This is a genomic window from Kitasatospora sp. NPDC056800 (genome assembly GCF_042789775.1).
GTDB lineage: Bacteria > Actinomycetota > Actinomycetes > Streptomycetales > Streptomycetaceae > Kitasatospora.
On the sequence record NZ_JBHUAL010000001.1, the window covers coordinates 49,786 to 65,543 of the forward strand.

General features: G+C 75.0%; 14 protein-coding genes. 6 read left to right on the top strand and 8 right to left on the bottom strand.

The annotated features are described in order from the left end of the window. The 3 genes from ACFRQN_RS00265 to ACFRQN_RS00275 all read right to left on the bottom strand — a co-directional run. Nucleotides 1-449 (bottom strand): response regulator transcription factor (locus tag ACFRQN_RS00265; protein ID WP_380737205.1); only part of this gene is annotated, 449 nt, incomplete at its 3' end. Continuing rightward, nucleotides 446-1,825 carry a sensor histidine kinase gene (locus ACFRQN_RS00270; protein WP_380737207.1) on the bottom strand — a complete coding sequence of 460 codons (1,380 nt, stop codon included), beginning with the start codon at nt 1,823-1,825 and terminating at the stop codon, nt 446-448. The genes ACFRQN_RS00270 and ACFRQN_RS00265, both read right to left, overlap by 4 nt. Before the next feature lie 254 nt (nt 1,826-2,079). Beyond that, on the bottom strand, nt 2,080-4,281 hold the full coding sequence (locus tag ACFRQN_RS00275) for an MMPL family transporter (protein ID WP_380737209.1): 2,202 nt from the start codon (nt 4,279-4,281) through the stop codon (nt 2,080-2,082). Between the two features lie 380 nt (nt 4,282-4,661). Here ACFRQN_RS00275 and ACFRQN_RS00280 point away from each other — a divergent pair, with 380 nt between their 5' ends. Genes ACFRQN_RS00280 through ACFRQN_RS00290 form a run of 3 tightly spaced genes read left to right on the top strand, consistent with a single transcriptional unit; the run spans nt 4,662 to nt 7,858 of the window. Beyond that, nucleotides 4,662-5,786, top strand: coding sequence for a DegT/DnrJ/EryC1/StrS family aminotransferase (locus ACFRQN_RS00280; protein WP_380737211.1), 1,125 nt, complete (start codon nt 4,662-4,664; stop codon nt 5,784-5,786). Between the two features lie 22 nt (nt 5,787-5,808). After that, on the top strand, nt 5,809-6,753 hold the full coding sequence (locus ACFRQN_RS00285) for an NAD-dependent epimerase/dehydratase family protein (protein WP_380737213.1): 945 nt from the start codon (nt 5,809-5,811) through the stop codon (nt 6,751-6,753). Nucleotides 6,754-6,766: 13 nt separating this feature from the next. After that, a complete protein-coding gene (locus tag ACFRQN_RS00290) occupies nt 6,767-7,858 on the top strand; it encodes a hypothetical protein (RefSeq protein WP_380737215.1) in 1,092 nt (363 codons plus the stop codon). A gap of 48 nt (nt 7,859-7,906) precedes the next feature. Here ACFRQN_RS00290 and ACFRQN_RS00295 read toward each other — a convergent pair whose 3' ends face one another. The 3 genes from ACFRQN_RS00295 to ACFRQN_RS00305 form a co-directional block, all read right to left on the bottom strand. Continuing rightward, complete coding sequence (locus ACFRQN_RS00295) at nt 7,907-8,662, bottom strand: polysaccharide deacetylase family protein (protein WP_380737217.1); 756 nt, start codon at nt 8,660-8,662, stop codon at nt 7,907-7,909. Between the two features lie 8 nt (nt 8,663-8,670). Further along, nucleotides 8,671-9,522 carry an SDR family oxidoreductase gene (locus tag ACFRQN_RS00300; RefSeq protein ID WP_074004863.1) on the bottom strand — a complete coding sequence of 284 codons (852 nt, stop codon included), beginning with the start codon at nt 9,520-9,522 and terminating at the stop codon, nt 8,671-8,673. 78 nt (nt 9,523-9,600) lie between these two features. Continuing rightward, the gene (locus tag ACFRQN_RS00305) at nt 9,601-10,488 is read right to left on the bottom strand and encodes a DMT family transporter (RefSeq protein WP_049656234.1); all 888 of its coding nucleotides are present in this window, start codon (nt 10,486-10,488) and stop codon (nt 9,601-9,603) included. 200 nt (nt 10,489-10,688) lie between these two features. Between ACFRQN_RS00305 and ACFRQN_RS00310 the strand changes: the two genes are divergently transcribed. Further along, on the top strand, nt 10,689-11,411 hold the full coding sequence (locus ACFRQN_RS00310) for a DUF981 domain-containing protein (protein ID WP_049656235.1): 723 nt from the start codon (nt 10,689-10,691) through the stop codon (nt 11,409-11,411). A gap of 30 nt (nt 11,412-11,441) precedes the next feature. Here ACFRQN_RS00310 and ACFRQN_RS00315 read toward each other — a convergent pair whose 3' ends face one another. Next, entirely contained in the window at nt 11,442-12,245 is an 804-nt protein-coding gene (locus tag ACFRQN_RS00315) for an SAM-dependent methyltransferase (protein WP_380737219.1), read from the bottom strand. Nucleotides 12,246-12,480: 235 nt separating this feature from the next. On the opposite strand from ACFRQN_RS00315, the gene ACFRQN_RS00320 reads away from it, so the two are divergent. Both ACFRQN_RS00320 and ACFRQN_RS00325 read left to right on the top strand, forming a co-directional pair. Next, the gene (locus ACFRQN_RS00320) at nt 12,481-13,131 is read left to right on the top strand and encodes an RNA polymerase sigma factor (protein ID WP_380737223.1); all 651 of its coding nucleotides are present in this window, start codon (nt 12,481-12,483) and stop codon (nt 13,129-13,131) included. Then, nucleotides 13,128-13,859, top strand: coding sequence for a hypothetical protein (locus ACFRQN_RS00325; RefSeq protein WP_380737225.1), 732 nt, complete (start codon nt 13,128-13,130; stop codon nt 13,857-13,859). Before ACFRQN_RS00320 ends, ACFRQN_RS00325 begins: the two co-directional genes overlap by 4 nt. 29 nt (nt 13,860-13,888) lie before the next feature. Here the strand turns inward: ACFRQN_RS00325 and ACFRQN_RS00330 are convergent, their stop codons facing one another. Continuing rightward, complete coding sequence (locus ACFRQN_RS00330) at nt 13,889-15,643, bottom strand: condensation domain-containing protein (protein WP_380737227.1); 1,755 nt, start codon at nt 15,641-15,643, stop codon at nt 13,889-13,891. Nucleotides 15,644-15,758: the final 115 nt, after the last annotated feature.

Below are 15,758 nucleotides of genomic sequence, written 5' to 3' on the forward strand. Positions count from 1 at the left end.
CGCGCGCAGCGCCTGGGCCACGTACTCGTCGATCTCGAAGGTGGTGAGCATGAGCACCCGGGTGCCGGACAGCGCTCGCCCGCCGCGACGGTGCGGACGGCGGCGAGCAGCTCCTTCGGGTCGGCGCCCTTGCCGAGGAACCCGCCGGCGCCCGCGCGCAGCGCCTGGGCCACGTACTCGTCGATCTCGAAGGTGGTGAGGATGAGCACCCGGGTGCCGGACAGCGCCTCGTCACCGCAGATCTCGGCGGTGGCGCCGAGGCCGTCGGTGCCGGGCATCCGGATGTCCATCAGTACGACGTCGGGCCTGGTGGCCCGGGCGAGTTCGACGGCCTCCCGGCCGTCGGCGGCCTCGCCGACCACCTCCATGTCCTCCTCCGCGTCGATCAGCAGCCGGAAGGCGCCGCGCAGCAGGGCCTGGTCGTCGGCGAGCAGTACCCGGATGGTCATGCGTGGTCCCTCTCCTCTCGGACCGCGCCGTCCGCTCGGGCGGCGCCGTCCTGTCCTTCGTCTGGTGTCGGGCGATCGGCTGGTGCCGGGCGATCGGTGCGGGCGGCGCGCGCGGCCCTGGCGGCCCGGGCGACGTCGGCGGCGGTGAGGGCGCCCACGGACTCGGGGCCGTCGTCGCGGGCGCCGGTGCGCAGCGGCAGTTCGGCGGTGACCAGGAAGCCCCCGTCGGGCCGCCGGTCGGCACTGAGCCGGCCGCCCACCGCCCCGGCCCGCTCGCGCATGCCGATCAGGCCGAAGCCGCCCTCGCTCGGCGGGTGCTGGGGCAGCGGCACCGCGCGGCGGCGGCCGGTCGCGGTCGGGCGGCCGTTGGCGACGCTGACCGCGACCCGGCTGCCGCTGTAGGCGAGGGTGATCTCGGCGTCGGCGCCGTGGGCGTGCTTGGCCACGTTGGTGAGCGACTCCTGGACGATCCGGAAGGCGGTGAGGTCCACGCCGGGCGACAGCGGCCGGGCCTCGCCCTCGACGGAGAGCCGGATCGGCAGACCGGCCCGCTCGAAGGTGTTGATCAGTTCGGGCAGCCGGTCGAGGCCGGGGGCGGGTTCGAGCGGGGCGCGGTCCTCGGCGCGGCGCAGCAGGCCGACGGTGGCGCGCAGTTCCTGGAGGGCCGAGCCGGTGGCGTCGGTGATGTGGCTGAGCACCTCCCGGGCCTGGACGGGGTGGTTGTCCATGAGGTGGACGGCGATGGCCGCCTGGGCGTTGGCGAGGGCTATGTGGTGGGCGACGACGTCGTGGAGGTCGCGGGCGATCCTGATCCGCTCGTCGGCGACCCGCCGACGGGCCTCCTCCTCGCGGGTGCGCTCGGCGCGTTCGGCGCGCTCCTCGATGGCCGCGAGGTGGGCGCGGCGGTTGCGGATGGAGTCGCCGAGGGCGCCGGGCAGCAGGGCCCAGGCGAGCACGCCGAGCCGTTCGCTGATCGGCCCGCCGGGGCCGAGCAGCAGGGTGATCCCGGTGAGCAGGACGGCGGTGACGACCGAGGCGCGCAGCGCGGTGGCACGGTCGGTGCGGATGGCGAGGAAGTAGAGGGCGAGCAGCAGCGGCGTGGCCACGGTCGGGGTGAGCCGGGGGCTGACCATGGCGAGCGCCATAGTGCAGAGCAGCGTGACGGCGACCACCGCGCGCGGGTGGCGGCGGTGGGCGAGCACGGTGACGGCGGAGAACAGCGCGATGGCGAAGGTGGGCGCGGCGAACGGGGTGAAGTGGCCGCCGTTCTGGTCGATGGTGGCACCGAGGCCGGTGACCGTGATCACGCCCGCGCCGCCTGCCGCGTCGAGCAACCGGGGATGGTCGCGGCGTAGGCGCTGCCAGATGTCGCTCATGCTCGTGCTCTCCGGTCGGGGGACGCTGGCCGCGCCCGCGCCCGGGCATCGCCAGTTCGTGCCGCGCCGCTCCCGGTGGGAGCGGCGGGCGGGGTCGGGGGCTCCGGACGTACGGCGGTCCCCGACAGCAACGGTAACGGTTGGGGTTCGAACCGCTGTCCGAGCCGTACGGGATCGGGCCGCGCGGGGTCGGGCCGAGGCGCGGTGCCCGGCCCGGGCCCGCGCGATGGCGGGACCGGGCGGGCGGCAGCGCCCTAGACGGTGACGGACTCCCGGGCCGGGGCCGGCTCCGGGGCGGCGGTCACGAGCTTGCTGCCCTCGACGTCCACGTCCGGTATCAGGCGGTCGAGCCAGCGCGGCAGCCACCAGGCGCGGCGGCCGAGCAGGGCGAGGACAGCCGGGACGATGGTCATCCGGACGATGAAGGCGTCGAAGGCGACGGCCGCGGCGAGGCCCAGGCCCATCATCTTGATCATCGGCTCGCTCATCCCGATGAAGCCCGCGAAGACGGCGATCATGATGAACGCGGCGGCGGTGACCACCCGGGCGTTGTGCCGGAATCCGGTGACGATCGCCTCACCGGGCTCCTCGCCGTGGACGAAGCCCTCGCGGATGCGGGTGACCAGGAACACCTCGTAGTCCATGGCGAGGCCGAAGACCACACCGATCATGAAGATCGGCATCATGCTCATCACCGGGCCGGTCTGCTCCACGCCGATCAGGTTGGCCAGCCAGCCCCACTGGAAGACCGCGACCACGGCGCCGAGCGCGGCGACCACCGACAGCAGGAAGCCGAGCGCCGCCTTCAGCGGGACGAGGAGCGAGCGGAAGACGATCATCAGCAGGATGACGGCGAGGCCGACGACCACGGCGAGGTAGGGCACCAGCGCGTCGGACATCTTCTGCGACACGTCGATGTTCATCGCCGTGGTGCCGCTGACCAGGACCGTCGCCCCGGTGGCCGTCTTCAGGCCGGCCGCGTCGTGGCGGATGGCGTGCACGATGTCCTTGGTCTCGGCCTCGCTCGGGCCGGTCGCCGGGACGGCGTTGAGCAGGGCCGTGTCGCCCGCCTGGTTGAACATCGGCGGCGTCACCGCGATGACCCCGGGCAGACCCGAGACCTTCTTGGTGACCTCGTCGGCGGCGGCCTTCGGGTCGGCGACGCCCTTGGCGTCCACCATGACCGTCAGCGGGCCGTTGAAGCCGGGGCCGAAGCCCTCGGAGAGCAGGTCGTACGCGCGGCGCTGGGTGGTGGAGGTGGGCTTGGACTCGTCCCCCGGCAGGCCGAGCCGCAGGTCGAGCGCCGGGGCGGCGAGCACCCCGAGGCCGATCACGCCGCCGAGCAGCACCGCGAGCGGGCGGCGCAGGATGAAGCGGGCCCAGCGGGCACCGCCGTTCTCCTTCGCGCCCGGGGCCGCCGCACCGCGGGCCTTGCGGGCCTTGCGCGGCAGCACCTTGCGGCCGAGGAAGCCGAGCAGCGCGGGCACCAGGGTGAGCGCGACCAGCACGGCTATGACGACCGTCCCGGCGGCGGCCATGCCCATCTTGGCCAGGATCGGGATGCCGACCACGGAGAGGCCGGCGAGCGCGATCACCACGGTGAGGCCTGCGAAGACCACCGCGGACCCGGCCGTGCCGACCGCCCGGCCCGCCGCCTCCTGGGGCGTCCGGCCCTCGGCGAGCTCGGCGCGGTAGCGGGAGACGATGAACACCGCGTAGTCGATGCCGACCGCGAGGCCGAGCATCATCGCGAGCGTACCGGTGGTGGTGGAGAGCCCGAGCGTGCTGCCGAGCGCGGTGATCAACGCCATGCCGAGGCCGACGCCGATGACGGCGGTGAGCAGCGGCAGGCCGGCCGCGAGCAGCGAGCCGAAGGTGATCACCAGGACGACGGCGGACAGCGCCATGCCGATCGCCTCGCTGCTGCCGCCCGCGTCGGGCTTGGCCATCAGCGCGGTGCCGCCGATCTCGACCTTGAGGCCGGCGTCCCGGCCGTGCTGGGCGGCCTGCTCGAGGGTGTCGGTGGCGGTCTTGGAGACCTCGCCGGCCTTGGCGGAGTAGCTCACCGTGGCGTAGGCGGTGGTGCCGTCCGCGGAGACGGCGCCCTTCATCTTGAACGGGTCCACCGCGCTGGTGACCTGCTCGGAGCCGGCGAGCTCGCCGACCGTGCGCTCGACGGCCTGCTGGTTCGGCGCGGCGGTGATCTTCTGGCCGGAGGGGGCGACGAACACCAGGCGCGCCGAGGCCCCGTCGGCGTGGCCGCCGGGGAAGCGCTCGTTCATCAGGTCGAAGGCCTTCTGCGCCTCCGTGCCGGGCATCGCGAAGCCGTCGTCGGGTGCGGCGGGCGCCTTGGCCGCGAGGACTCCGACGGCCGCCAGCACGGCGACCCAGAGGAAGGTCACCAGCCGGCGCCGGACGAAGGTCCATCGGCCCAGACGGTAGAGGAACGTGGCCACGGGAGAGCGGACTCCTTCGGATGCGGTTCTCGGGATCGGGAGGTGCCGCGGCCGGCCGGACGTCCTGGTGGACGCGGTCCGCCGCAGCATGACCAATCCTTGATCGCCGACCCCTACTCCGTCGTCGTCCCTGCGCAGGCCGTTTGCGTACTGCGGACGCAGTAGTGCCCTCCCCCGTACGGAGGAGCGCGCGTCCTACCCCGGAAGCAGCCCCTGGACCTGCGGCGGAAGCAGATCCGGTCACCCGTGCGGTCCGCGGCAGCGGGCCGCGGACCGGTGGGCGAAGTAGCGTGATGTGCCTGACCCGTCCGCTGACGTGCGGTTCGGGAGGATCCGACCCGATTGGTGCTGCTTTCGCAGCCCGCCGCCGGAGGTGCCCCATGGGCGTTCCAGCCGCCCGCATCGTGTTCGACGAGAGCGACCGTGCGGCCGTCGCCGAAGCGGTGACCGAGATGCTCACCACCGGCGCGCTGACCCTCGGTCCGTGGACCGAGCGCTTCGAGCAGGCCTTCGCCACCGAGCACGGCGCCTCGCACGCCGTCGCGGTGAGCAGCGGCACGGCGGCGCTGGAGGTGATCCTGCGCGGCATCGACGTCCGGGGCCGCGACGTGGTCGTCCCCGCCGTCACCTTCTACGCGACCGCCGGCGCGGTGGTGCACGCGGGCGGGCGTCCGGTCTTCGCCGACGTCGACCCGGCCACCCTCGCGCTCTCCCCCGAGACCCTGGAGGCGGCGCTCACTCCGGACACCGCCGCCGTCGTCCTGGTGCACATCGGCGGGCTGGTCGGCCCGCAGGTCACCGCGGTGCGGGCGCTGTGCGACCGGCGCGGTATCCCGCTGGTCGAGGACGCCGCGCACGCCCACGGCAGCAGCTTCGACGGGCGCGCCGCCGGGACCTTCGGCCTGGCCGGGGCCTTCTCCTTCTACCCGACCAAGGTCACCACCAGCGGCGAGGGCGGGATGATCCTCACCGAGTCGCCGGAGCTGCGCGACGAGGCCCGGGTCTACCGCGACCAGGGCAAGGGCTCCTTCACCACCAACCACCACGTGAAGCTCGGCTACTCCTGGCGGATGAGCGAGCCGCATGCCGCGATCGGGGCGGTGCACCTGCGCCGGCTGAAGGAGTTCATCGAGACCCGCCGGGCCGTCGCCCGCCGCTACGACGCGGCGCTGGCCGGGCTGGACGGCCTCGACCCGGTGCTCGAACCGCCCGGCTGCCGGGGCAACTACTACAAGTACGTGGCGCTGCTGCCGTCCGGGGTGGACCGCGCGGAGTTCAAACGGGCGGTGGCCGAGGAGCACGGGGTGCGGCTGTCCGGCGAGGTCTACGACCTGCCGCTGCACCTCCAGCCGGTGCTCGCCCCCTACCGGCGCGGGCCGCTGCCGGTGGCCGAGGACGTCTGCGCCCGGCAGGTCTGCCTGCCGGTGCACTCCGACATGACCGAGGACGAGACGGAGCAGGTGGTCGACGCCGTCTCCGCGGTGTACCGGCGCCTGGCCGGGTAGCCGGAGCGAAGGGAGCAGGATCGTGCGGATAGCCGTCACCGGAGGCTGCGGGTTCATCGGTTCACACGTCGTGGACCACCTGATCGCGGCCGGCCACGACGTCCTCGCGGTGGACACCACCGACAAGTACCTCAACCCGGACGCCGAGCACGCGCGGCTCGACATCCTCGACCTCGGGGCTCTCACTGCGGCGCTGGCCGGCAGCGAGGTGGTCTACCACCTGGCCGCCATGGCCGACGTCGAGCAGGTCTCCGCCGACCCCGTCCGCGCGGTGCGGACCAACATCGACGGCACCGAGGCCGTCCTGGAGGCCGCCCGGCGCAGCGGCCTGAGCCGGACCGTGCTGGCGAGCACCGTCTGGGTCTACGGGGCCGCCCTCACCGACGGGCAGATCGACGGCGGCGAACAGGAGCTGGACGAGCACGTGCCGATCGAGCTGGAGCACAGCGGCCATCTGTACGTCGCGACCAAGCTCGCCGCCGAGATGCTGGTGCACAGCTACCGCGAGCTCTACGGGCAGCACTTCACCATCCTGCGCTACGGCATCCCGTACGGCCCCCGGATGCGGGACGAGCTGGTCGTCGCCCGGTTCGTCCAGGCCGCGCTGACCGGCCAGCCGATCACCATCGCCGGGGACGGCCGGCAGAGCCGCAACTTCGTCTACGTCGAGGACCTCGCCGACGCCCACGTCCGGGCCCTCTCCCCCGCCGCCGAGGACCAGACCTTCGCGTTGGAGGGCTCGGCGGCCGTCTCGGTGCGGGACATCGCCGACACCGTGGACGCCCTGCTGGGGCCCGTCAGCATCGAGCACATCGACGGGCGGAAGGCCGACTACGCGGGGCGGCGGATCTCCTCGGCACAGGCGAAGCGGCTGCTGGGCTGGTCGCCGAGCACCAACTTCACCGCCGGCGTGCAGCAGTACGCGGACTGGTACCGGGCCGCCGTCGGCTCGGCCGCCGGCGCCTGACGGGGGCCGCCCGATGCCGCACGCCCTGCTGGTCTCCGGCTCGCTCGGGCAGGGCCACGACGTGATGGCGCAGGCCTGCGCGGACACCCTGCGGGAACGCGGCTGGACCACCGGCACGGTCGACGCCATGGCCCTGCTCGGGCAGCGCTCCGGCGCGGCCGGGGAAGCGGTGTTCCGCCGGCTGCTCGATCTGCCCGGGGTGTACGACGCCTTCCACTTCTCGGCGCTGCGGCCGGGCGCCCGGCTCGCCCTGCTCGCCGACGCGGCGGCCCGCGCCCGGCTGGTCCCGGCGCTGCGGGAGCTGATCGCGGCGCAGCGGCCGCAGCTGGTGGTCTCGGTGTTCGCCACCGCGACCTCGGCGGTCAACCGGCTGCTGCGGCAGGCACCGGAGCGGGAGTTCCGGCACTTCGTGTTCTGCACCGACGTGACGCCGCACCGGCTCTGGGTGCAGGAGGGGACGGACCTGTTCCTGGTCACCTCGGAGGTCGCGGCGTGCGCGGTGCGGCGGTACCGGCCGGACGCCGACGTCGCCGTCGTGCCGGCGCCGCTGCGGCAGCCGTTCTACCGGCCGCCCGAACGGGCCGCGGCGCGCGCCGAGTTGGGCGTACCGGCGGGCGCCGCCTGCGTGCTGCTGATGTCGGGCTCCTGGGGGCTCGGCCCGCTCGCCCGCACTGCCGCCTCGCTGGCCGCCGCCGGGCCGCACGTGCTTGCGGTGGCCGGGCGCAACCGGGAGCTGGAGCGCCGGCTGCGGACCGCCGCGCGCCGGGAGCCCCGGCTGCACCCCTTCGGCTACACCGACCGCGTCCCCGCGCTGATGGCCGCCGCCGACCTGGTGGTCACCAGCTCGGGCGACACCTGCAGCGAGGCACGGGCGCTGGGCCGGCGGCTGCTGCTCCTCGACGTGGTGCAGGGGCACGGGCGCGACAACCTCCAGCACGAGCTGGAGCTCGGCCACGCCGACGTCGCCACCGCCCGCCCGGCCGAGGTGGTCCGCAACGCCCTGGCCGCCCTCGGCCGCCCCGAGCCCGCACCGTCCCCCGGCGCCACACCGGAGGCCTGGCAGGCGGGGTTCGGGGCGGCGCTGCGACGGATGGGGCTGGGCTAGCCGCGCGGGGGACGTGGTGCGGCACGCGGGTGGTGGCCGGTGCGTCCGTCACCCCGGACGGTTCCCCGCGCCCGACGGCACCCGGTGGTCGCGGAGGGGGCCGAGGGTGAGGCGGTGGGTGCGGCAGTGGGCGGCGATCAGTGGGAGGGCGGCGAGGGTGGCGCGCCAGGAGCCGGGGGCGGAGGTGCAGTCGGAGTCGTGCAGCAGGAGGGTGGCGCCGCCGGTGAGGCCGGGGCGGGCGGTCGCGTAGACGGACTCGCCGGTGGCCTCCGCCGTCCAGTCGCGGCCCCAGGCCGTCCACAGCACACTGCGTAGGCCGAGCCGGCGGGCGGCCAGGGCCGGGCCGGCGGTCAGGACGCCGTACGGCGGGCGGTACCAGCGCGGGCGGGCGCCGCAGAGTTCGGTCACGGCCTCGCTGGCGCGGCGCAGTTCGCGCAGGTCGCGGGCGGGGGCCGGGTACCACTGCGGCCGGTGGTGCCAGCCGTGGACGGCCACCTCGTGGCCGCGCAGCACCAGCTCGCGGCCGAGCCCGGGGGCGCGCTCCAGCATCGCGCCGAGCAGGAAGAAGGTGGCGCGGGCGCCGAGTTCGTCCAGCGCGTCGAGGACGTACGGGGTGCTGGCCGGATCGGGGCCGTCGTCGAAGGTCAGGGCGACGTGGCCGGGCGCGGTGCCGTGGCCGGCGGTGCTGCGGGCCAGGGTACGGCGCAGTGGCGGCAGGCGGACGGCGGCCGGGGCGAGGTGCAGGAACTCCGCGCCGACGGCGAGGGCAGTGGCGGCGACGGCGGCGGTGCCCGTCCGGTGCACGGCGGCGCTCACTCGAAGCGGGCGGCCATCCGGCGGAACACGCCCGGTGCCACCCCGTGGAGGCGGGACGGGAAGCCGAGCCAGTGCGGGACGTAGAGGCGGTCGCGTTCGGTGGTGATGGTCGCCACCACCGCGTCCGCGACCCGGTCCGCCGGGACCAGCCTCGGCCAGTCGCGCTCGTACGGGGTGCCGCGCCGCTCGAAGAACGGGGTGTCCACCGCGCCGGGGAGCACCAGGCGCACCCCGACGCCCGTGCCGCGCAGCTCGTACCAGAGGCTCTCGGCGAACATCGTCAGCGCGCCCTTGGTGGCCGCGTAGCCGGACTCCTCCCGCGAGCCGACCTGGCCGACGATCGAGCCGAGCAGCACGATCCGGCCGCGGCGGCGCTCCAGCATGCCGGGCAGCAGCAGGCGGACCAGGCGCAGCGGGGCGGCGAGGTTGACCTCGATCATCCGGTCCAGGGTGTCGGAGGGCGTCTGCGCGTACGGGCCGCGCCAGCCCAGGCCGGCGCTCGCGACCAGGGCGTCCACCCGGCCGGTGTCGGCCAGGGCGGCCTCGGCGAGGCGGGCCGGGCCGTCCGGCTTGCTCAGGTCCTCGGGCAGGGCGCGGCCGCCGGTGCGGTCGGCGAGTTCGTCGAGGCGGGCGCGGTCGGTGCCGGAGAGCAGGGTGAGCCAGCCGGCGTCGGCCAGGCGGGTGGCGGTGGCGCGGCCGATCCCGGAGGAGGCGCCGGTGATCAGCGCGACGGGGCGGTCGGCCGGGTCCGGCGGGGGCTTCAGGGCCTTCCGGTCGGCGGGAGCCGCGAGGTCGGTGACCTCCTTCGGGTCCGACCGCCGGGGTCGGGAGTGGGGCTCCTCCGCCATCGGGCACCTGCCGCTCTGTGACCGCCTAGCCGTCCGTTTTGTCCGGCAAGTCACCTTCGCACGGCGGAGCCGTCCGGGCTACCGGGGCGGTACGGCGGGCTCCGCCTCGGCGTCCCGGTGCGGGGCGGTCGGCTCCGCGGGCCCGCCCTCCGGCTCGCCGAAGCGGGAGAGCACGAACGTGCCGCCCACCGCCACCGCGAAGCCCGTCAGCGCGCACCACTCGAACCCGGGGCGCGCGGCGTCCCCGAGCACCGTCACGCCGACCAGCGCCGGGCCGAAGGTCTCGGTCACCGTCCCGGCGGCGGTCGCGGCCGTCACCGTGCCGCGTTGCAGGGCCAGGGCGTAGGCGAGGTAGCCGCCGAGGCCGCCGACGGCGAGGGCGTAGGCGGCCGGGTCGGTGAGCACGGCGACCGGGCCGGAGGCGTCCAGCACCCGCACGGCCAGGCTGGTCACGCCGAAGCCGGCCCCGGCCAGCAGCCCCAGGCCGGCCGCGGCCGCGTTGCCCTCCCGCCGCACCAGGACCAGGGTGGCGAGCAGCAGGACGGCGGTGGTGGCGAGCAGCGCCCAGTGGAAGGCGGGCGCGGCGTGGTCACGGCCCTCCCGGCCGGAGCCGAGCGCCAGCAGGGTCAGGCCGACGACCACGGCGAGGATGCCCGCGAGGTCGCCGCGGCGCAGCCGCGCGCCCAGCAGCCAGACGGCGGCCAGGGCGGTGACGGCCAGGCTGGCGTTGGTGACGGCCTGGACGAGGAAGAGCGGGAGGGTGCGCAGGGCGACGATGCTCAGCGCGAAGCCGACGATGTCCAGCAGGGTGCCGAGGAGGAACTGCCAGGACCGCGCCAGCGCGGCCAGCAGGCCCGCCCGGACCCGGTCGGCGCGCGGGGCCGACCGCGCCCCGCGCGCCTGGAAGACCGCCCCGAAGCCGAAGCAGACGGTCGCGACCAAGGCGGTGGTGAGTCCCAGCAGCATGCCTCTCCCAGCCTCCCGGGGCAGCGTCGATCCACCACCAGTCTGGGCCCGGGGGGACGGGGCCGCACGGGTGGAGCGGGTGGGACGGGAGCGGGTGGGACGGGAACGGGAGCGGCGCCGGACGGGATCGGCTGGGCCCGCCGGGTGGACCCGGGCGGCGCGCGGTTTGCCGACGGACGGTGTCGCGTCATCCCTGATCCATGATTCAGCACGCCATGCCGCTCGCCGCATCCGGCCTGAAGATCGACTGGGCCAGGATGCCGACCTACAACACGATCATGTCGGTGGCCGCCGGCGCCGGACTCCTGCTGGTGGTCGCCCTGGGGCGCCGACTCCTCGTCCAGGGGCGCAGCACCACGCTCGAGGGCTGGGCGCTGGCGTTCGGGGCCCTCGGGTTCACGCTCGTCACCACCGGCCTGCACATGACCCTGACCTGGCCGCTGGCCGGGCAGGGGTTCCCGTTCGACAACGTCATCTTCGGCGAACCCGCCCTGGCGTTCGGCGTCTTCCTGCTGACCGCCTCCTTCTACCTCTGGAAGCGCGGCAGCGAGCTCCTCGCCGCGGACGGCGTCGACCGGACGGTCCGGGTGGCCGCGCCGATCTCGGTGTTCGTCTTCGGCATGGGGCTGGCCTGCTTCGGCATCGCCGCCGCGGGCTGGAAGTACACGCTCTTCGCCGCCCCGCCGGAGGAGCCGATCTCCGGGGAGTTCTCGGACTGGCCGTGGCTGGAGGCGAGCTTCATGTCCGGGCTGTACGTGCTGGTCGGCATCGGGGCGCTGCTCTTCCCCTTCGCGCTGCGGGACCCCCGACGGTGGATGAGCCCGGTGATCGGCGTCGTGTGGGGGCTGGCCGGCCTCGCCTTCCTGGCGTTCGGCGGGCTGAACTACTTCACCCACATCGGGCTCATCGTCAACACCATGTGACCGGCCGCGGGTGTGGCCGGGGCGCCCCCGTCACGGCCGGACGGCCACCCCCGCGTACAGCGAGACCTCCTCGGCGGCGACGGGCGCCTCGTCGGGGGACGGCCGCCACTGCGCGATGGGGACGAGCCCCGGCTCCAGGAGGGTCCAGCCGTCGAAGAAGCGGGCGATCCGCAGCCGGGTGCGGGCCTGAGCCGCGGTGCCGGCCGCCTCGTAGATCCGGGTCAGTGTGGCGATGTCCTCGGGTGCGAACTCGGGGCTGACGTGGGTGATCACCAGGGCGCTGCCCGGGACGAGGGCGGACTTGAGGTGCTCGACCAGCTCGTACGCGCCGTGGGTGTCGGGGACGAAGTGGAGCAGGGCGTTGAGGGAGAGCGCGACCGGGCGGGACAGGTCGAGGGTCTCCCGCAGTCCGGGGGCGGCGAGCAGCCGGGCCGGGTCGGTGGCGTCGGCCTCGACGTAGGCGGTGCGGCCCTCGGGGGTGCCGGTGAGCAGGGCCTGGGCGTGCGAGAGCACGATCGGGTCGTTGTCGGCGTAGACCACCAGGGCGTCCGGCCGGACGCCCTGGGCGACCTCGTGCAGGTTGGGCGAGGTGGGGATGCCGGTGCCGATGTCGAGGAACTGGTCGAAGCCGAGCTCGGCGAGGGCACGGGTCGAGCGCTGCATGAAGGAGCGGTTGACGCGGGCGGCGGCGCGCAGCCAGGGCGCGACGGCGAGGGCGTGTCCGGCGGCCTCGCGGTCGGCGGCGAAGTTGGTGAACCCGCCGAGGAAGTAGTCGTACATCCGCGCCGAGTGCGGAACGTTGAGCCGCAGGTCCACCCCGTCGTAGAGACCCATCCGTGTTCTCCCCCCGGTGCCGTGCCCGATCGATCCTCCCCGCCCACGATAGGCGCGGCCCCTCGTGTTCCGAACAGCTTCCGGGCATTCCAACCAACCGCTGGTTCCCATGAGATGACAATCTGTATTCGGATTGCAGCCTGGAGTGACAGGCCTGATGGAATGAGGATGGGCGCAGACAGCCCGACCCTCGGGTGGCCCGGTGCGCAGCCGGCGGCCACGGAAAGCAGGCCCGATGACGATCGACAGGGGCGCCCCGACGCGCAGGCACCGGGGCGGAACGGCCGTGGCGTACCTCCACGGGCCGGCGGCGGAGCCGACGGCCGACACCGACCCCGGACTCCGCTCCGACCCCGAACTTCGCCTGGGCCTCCCCTACGCGGCCTTCTGCGAGACCCACGAACCCGCCTGGCGCGCCCTGGCCCTGACCCGGATAGGCAGCCAGTCCGACGCGGAGCTGGTGGTCTCGGCTGTGAAGGCCGACCTGGCCCGCTGCTGGTCGCAGGTGCTCCGGCTCGAGGAACCGGCCGCGTACGCCTGGCGGTTGGCCAATCGGCACGTCGCGGACTGGGTGGCCTCCGAGGAGCCGGTCGAGGTGGAGGCGGTCACCTTCGCGGCGGTGATCGGCGCCTTCAAGCAGGTGGCGAAGGGGCTGCTGCACAGCGAGGCGGACGAGGTGCGGCTGTACGCGGCGATCCTCGAACTGCCGGACCGGCAGCGGGACGTGGTGATCCTGCGGTACCTGCTCGGCCTGCATGTCAAGGTGATCGCGGCGTATCTGGGACGGCCGGTGGCGACGGTGCACTCCAACCTCCGGCACGCCCGGGAGAGGCTGGCCCGCCGGCTCGGGGTGGGCGAACTCCCTGACGGCGGCGGCGAGCTGTGACGGCGGCACCGGAGGACCGGGCCCCGGACGGACCGGACCGGGCCGACGGCGGGCGCACGGTGTTCCGCGTCCCGCGGCCCGAACGCGCCCATGCGGAGCGGATCGCCGCCGTGCGCCGGGCGCGCCTCACCGCCGCGCCCGCGCACCTGCCCTCGGAGCACGAGCAGGCGGCGTTCGAACTCGGCCTGGTGGTGGCCCTGGTGCTGGGCGCGCCGGACGCCTCGCGCGGACTCGACCTGCTGGTGAACGCGCGCCGGATCCAGCCGGAGGGGGCCGAGGTGTTCGGCGCGCTGCTGTACGCGACCGGCAAGGAGGAGGGCGCCGAGTTCTGGTGGCGCTTCGCGGCCGGCTCGGGCAGCGGGACGGCCGCGTACTGCCTGCACCTGCACCACCTGATGCTCGGCGAGACCGACGACGCCGACTACTGGCGGGCCTGGTCGGACCAGCTGGCCACGGCCGAACGGCCGCCCGGCCCACGGGCGTTGCGGATGAACCGGCCGCTGCTGCCGGACGACGTGCGGCGCGACATCCTCTCCCGGGTGCACCACGGGCTGGCCCCGCAGCTGCCGCCCGCCCTGGTCGCGGTGATCGACCGGCTGCCGGTGCAGGACGGCGGCGAGGAGGAGGTGCCGAGCCCCTGGGGGCTCACCTCGGGGGCGACCTCCGCCTGTTCCTGGGAGGACCTTCCGTGGGACCCGGTGGATGATCACGACGACCCGTGGGGGTGAGCGCCGTACGGGCCGCCGTGATCATCCCTTCAGGTGAGCACGGACAGCCGGGCGACGACGGCCGGGTCGCGCCCGCTGCCCGCCTCGGTCCGCTCCCCCGCCGGGAGGTCCTGCCGCACGACGTAGTGGTGCGGCGCCATCGCGGTGTCGCGTCCGGGTAGGGCGGCGACCACCGCACGGTGGGCCTCGACCGGGCCGAACGAGGGGTCAACGGTCGCCAGTTCCACCACCAACTTCCCCTCCTCCTCGGAGAGTCGGTGCTCCCCGAGGGCGGTCCGCAGCAGTTCGCGGACGGCCGCGAGGTCGATCCAGGCGCCGTCGACCAGCCGCCATTCGCCGCCCCTTTCACCCCCCGGCGGGCCGAGCACGGCGGGCAGGTCGGACAGCAGCACCGGCCCCTCGGCGGCGGCCGCGAGCAGGGCCGGCAGGGCCCGGGCGAAGCCCTCGGTCTCCTCGGGGTCGAGCACCTGGGGGCAGGCGATCAGGGCGAAGTCGAGGCTGCCGGTGATCCGCAGGATGGTGAACATCAGCCGGACCGGCAGCGGCGGGGTGGGCAGGACGGTGAGTTCGGGGTCGACGACCGGGGGCGGCTGGGCGTCGGCGACGGCGGCCGGGATGGTGAGGCTCAGGTCGTTGACGACCACCTGGCGGGAGAACCGGGCCCCGCGCAGGTGGGCGGCGTCGTCCACCAGCTGCCAGACCTGCTGGGCGTCCAGGGTGCTGTGCCAGTAGGCGCTCAGCGAGGCGGACTTGGCGCGGCCGATCAGCTGGTCGAGGTCGGCCGCGCCGGTGTCGAGCAGGACCAGCGCGTCCTGCGCGAGGGTGCCCACGTGGTCGATCAGGGCGGCGCGCTGGCGGTTGGCGGAGAGCGCCGAGAACACCAGCTCGCGGCCGCCGGACCGGTGGGCGACCAGCGCGGCGAAGGCGGCGAGCAGGACGACCGACGGACTGGCGCCGGTGCGCCGACAGACGGCGGCGAGGTGGTCCGCGGCGGTGCGCGAGCGGACCAGCAGGGCGCTGTGGTCGCCGGGCGGGCCGGTGATCCGCGCGTCGGCGAAGACGACCTGCGGGCCGGCGGTCAGGACCCGGGCCCAGTGCCGCAGCGCGGCCGCGACCCTACGGCGGCCCTGGGCGCTCTGCTCCGCGACGGCGACCTCCAGCGGGGTCGGAGCGGTGACCGGCGGCAGCTCCTTCCCGGCGGCGAGGGCGTGCCAGTCCTGGATCAGCACCGCGGTGGCGGCGCCGTCGGCACCCGCGTGACAGACCACGGCGACCAGCCGCAGCAGCCGCTCGCCCGCGGCGAGCATGGTGAACCGGACCCGCGGCGGAGCATCGAGGGACACCGGGACGGCGACATCCGCCCGGCCCAACTCGGCGGCCAGCGCGTCCAGTTCGACCTCGCTCCGACCGCCGGCCTCGACCACCGTGACGGCGAACCGGCCGTTCCGGTGCACCACCTGGCGGTCCGGGAAGCCGTCCGGGCCGGGGCCCGCGGGGAAGGAGGTCCGCAGCGACTCGTGGCGTTCGACCAGCAGGCGCAGGGCGACCAGCCCGGCGGGGACCGAGACGCCGTCGGGCACCGGCCAGACGGAGTCCTTGTTGATCCCCTCGGGCGGGTCGCGCCGGATGCAGAGGACCATGTTGCCCTGGCCCCGGGTGAGCGGGCCGGAGCCGCCGCCCTCGGCGGCATAGCGGACGGTGATCCGCCTGGGGGTCGCTGTCGTGCCGCGCGGTGTCGCGCCGAGTGACGTCGGATCGTTCGGTGGGGCGTCCTGCGGTGTCACGTCGTACGCGCCTTTCGGCTCGCCGGGGAGGGCCGGGGAGGGTTCGGCAGGGGGTGTGACGGGACGCTACCAGCGCCCTCGCGAACTGGTCCAGACCAAACTTCGACCGGCACGA

Excerpts from the sequence above, each read along its gene's own strand:
- ACFRQN_RS00280 (WP_380737211.1), top strand. The coding sequence starts at position 4,662 with ATGGGCGTTCCAGCCGCCCGCATCGTGTTCGACGAGAGCGACCGTGCG.
- ACFRQN_RS00320 (WP_380737223.1), top strand. The coding sequence starts at position 12,481 with ATGACGATCGACAGGGGCGCCCCGACGCGCAGGCACCGGGGCGGAACG.
- ACFRQN_RS00300 (WP_074004863.1), bottom strand. The coding sequence starts at position 9,522 with ATGGCGGAGGAGCCCCACTCCCGACCCCGGCGGTCGGACCCGAAGGAG.
- ACFRQN_RS00270 (WP_380737207.1), bottom strand. The coding sequence starts at position 1,825 with ATGAGCGACATCTGGCAGCGCCTACGCCGCGACCATCCCCGGTTGCTC.
- ACFRQN_RS00290 (WP_380737215.1), top strand. The coding sequence starts at position 6,767 with ATGCCGCACGCCCTGCTGGTCTCCGGCTCGCTCGGGCAGGGCCACGAC.
- ACFRQN_RS00315 (WP_380737219.1), bottom strand. The coding sequence starts at position 12,245 with ATGGGTCTCTACGACGGGGTGGACCTGCGGCTCAACGTTCCGCACTCG.
- ACFRQN_RS00305 (WP_049656234.1), bottom strand. The coding sequence starts at position 10,488 with ATGCTGCTGGGACTCACCACCGCCTTGGTCGCGACCGTCTGCTTCGGC.
- ACFRQN_RS00310 (WP_049656235.1), top strand. The coding sequence starts at position 10,689 with ATGATTCAGCACGCCATGCCGCTCGCCGCATCCGGCCTGAAGATCGAC.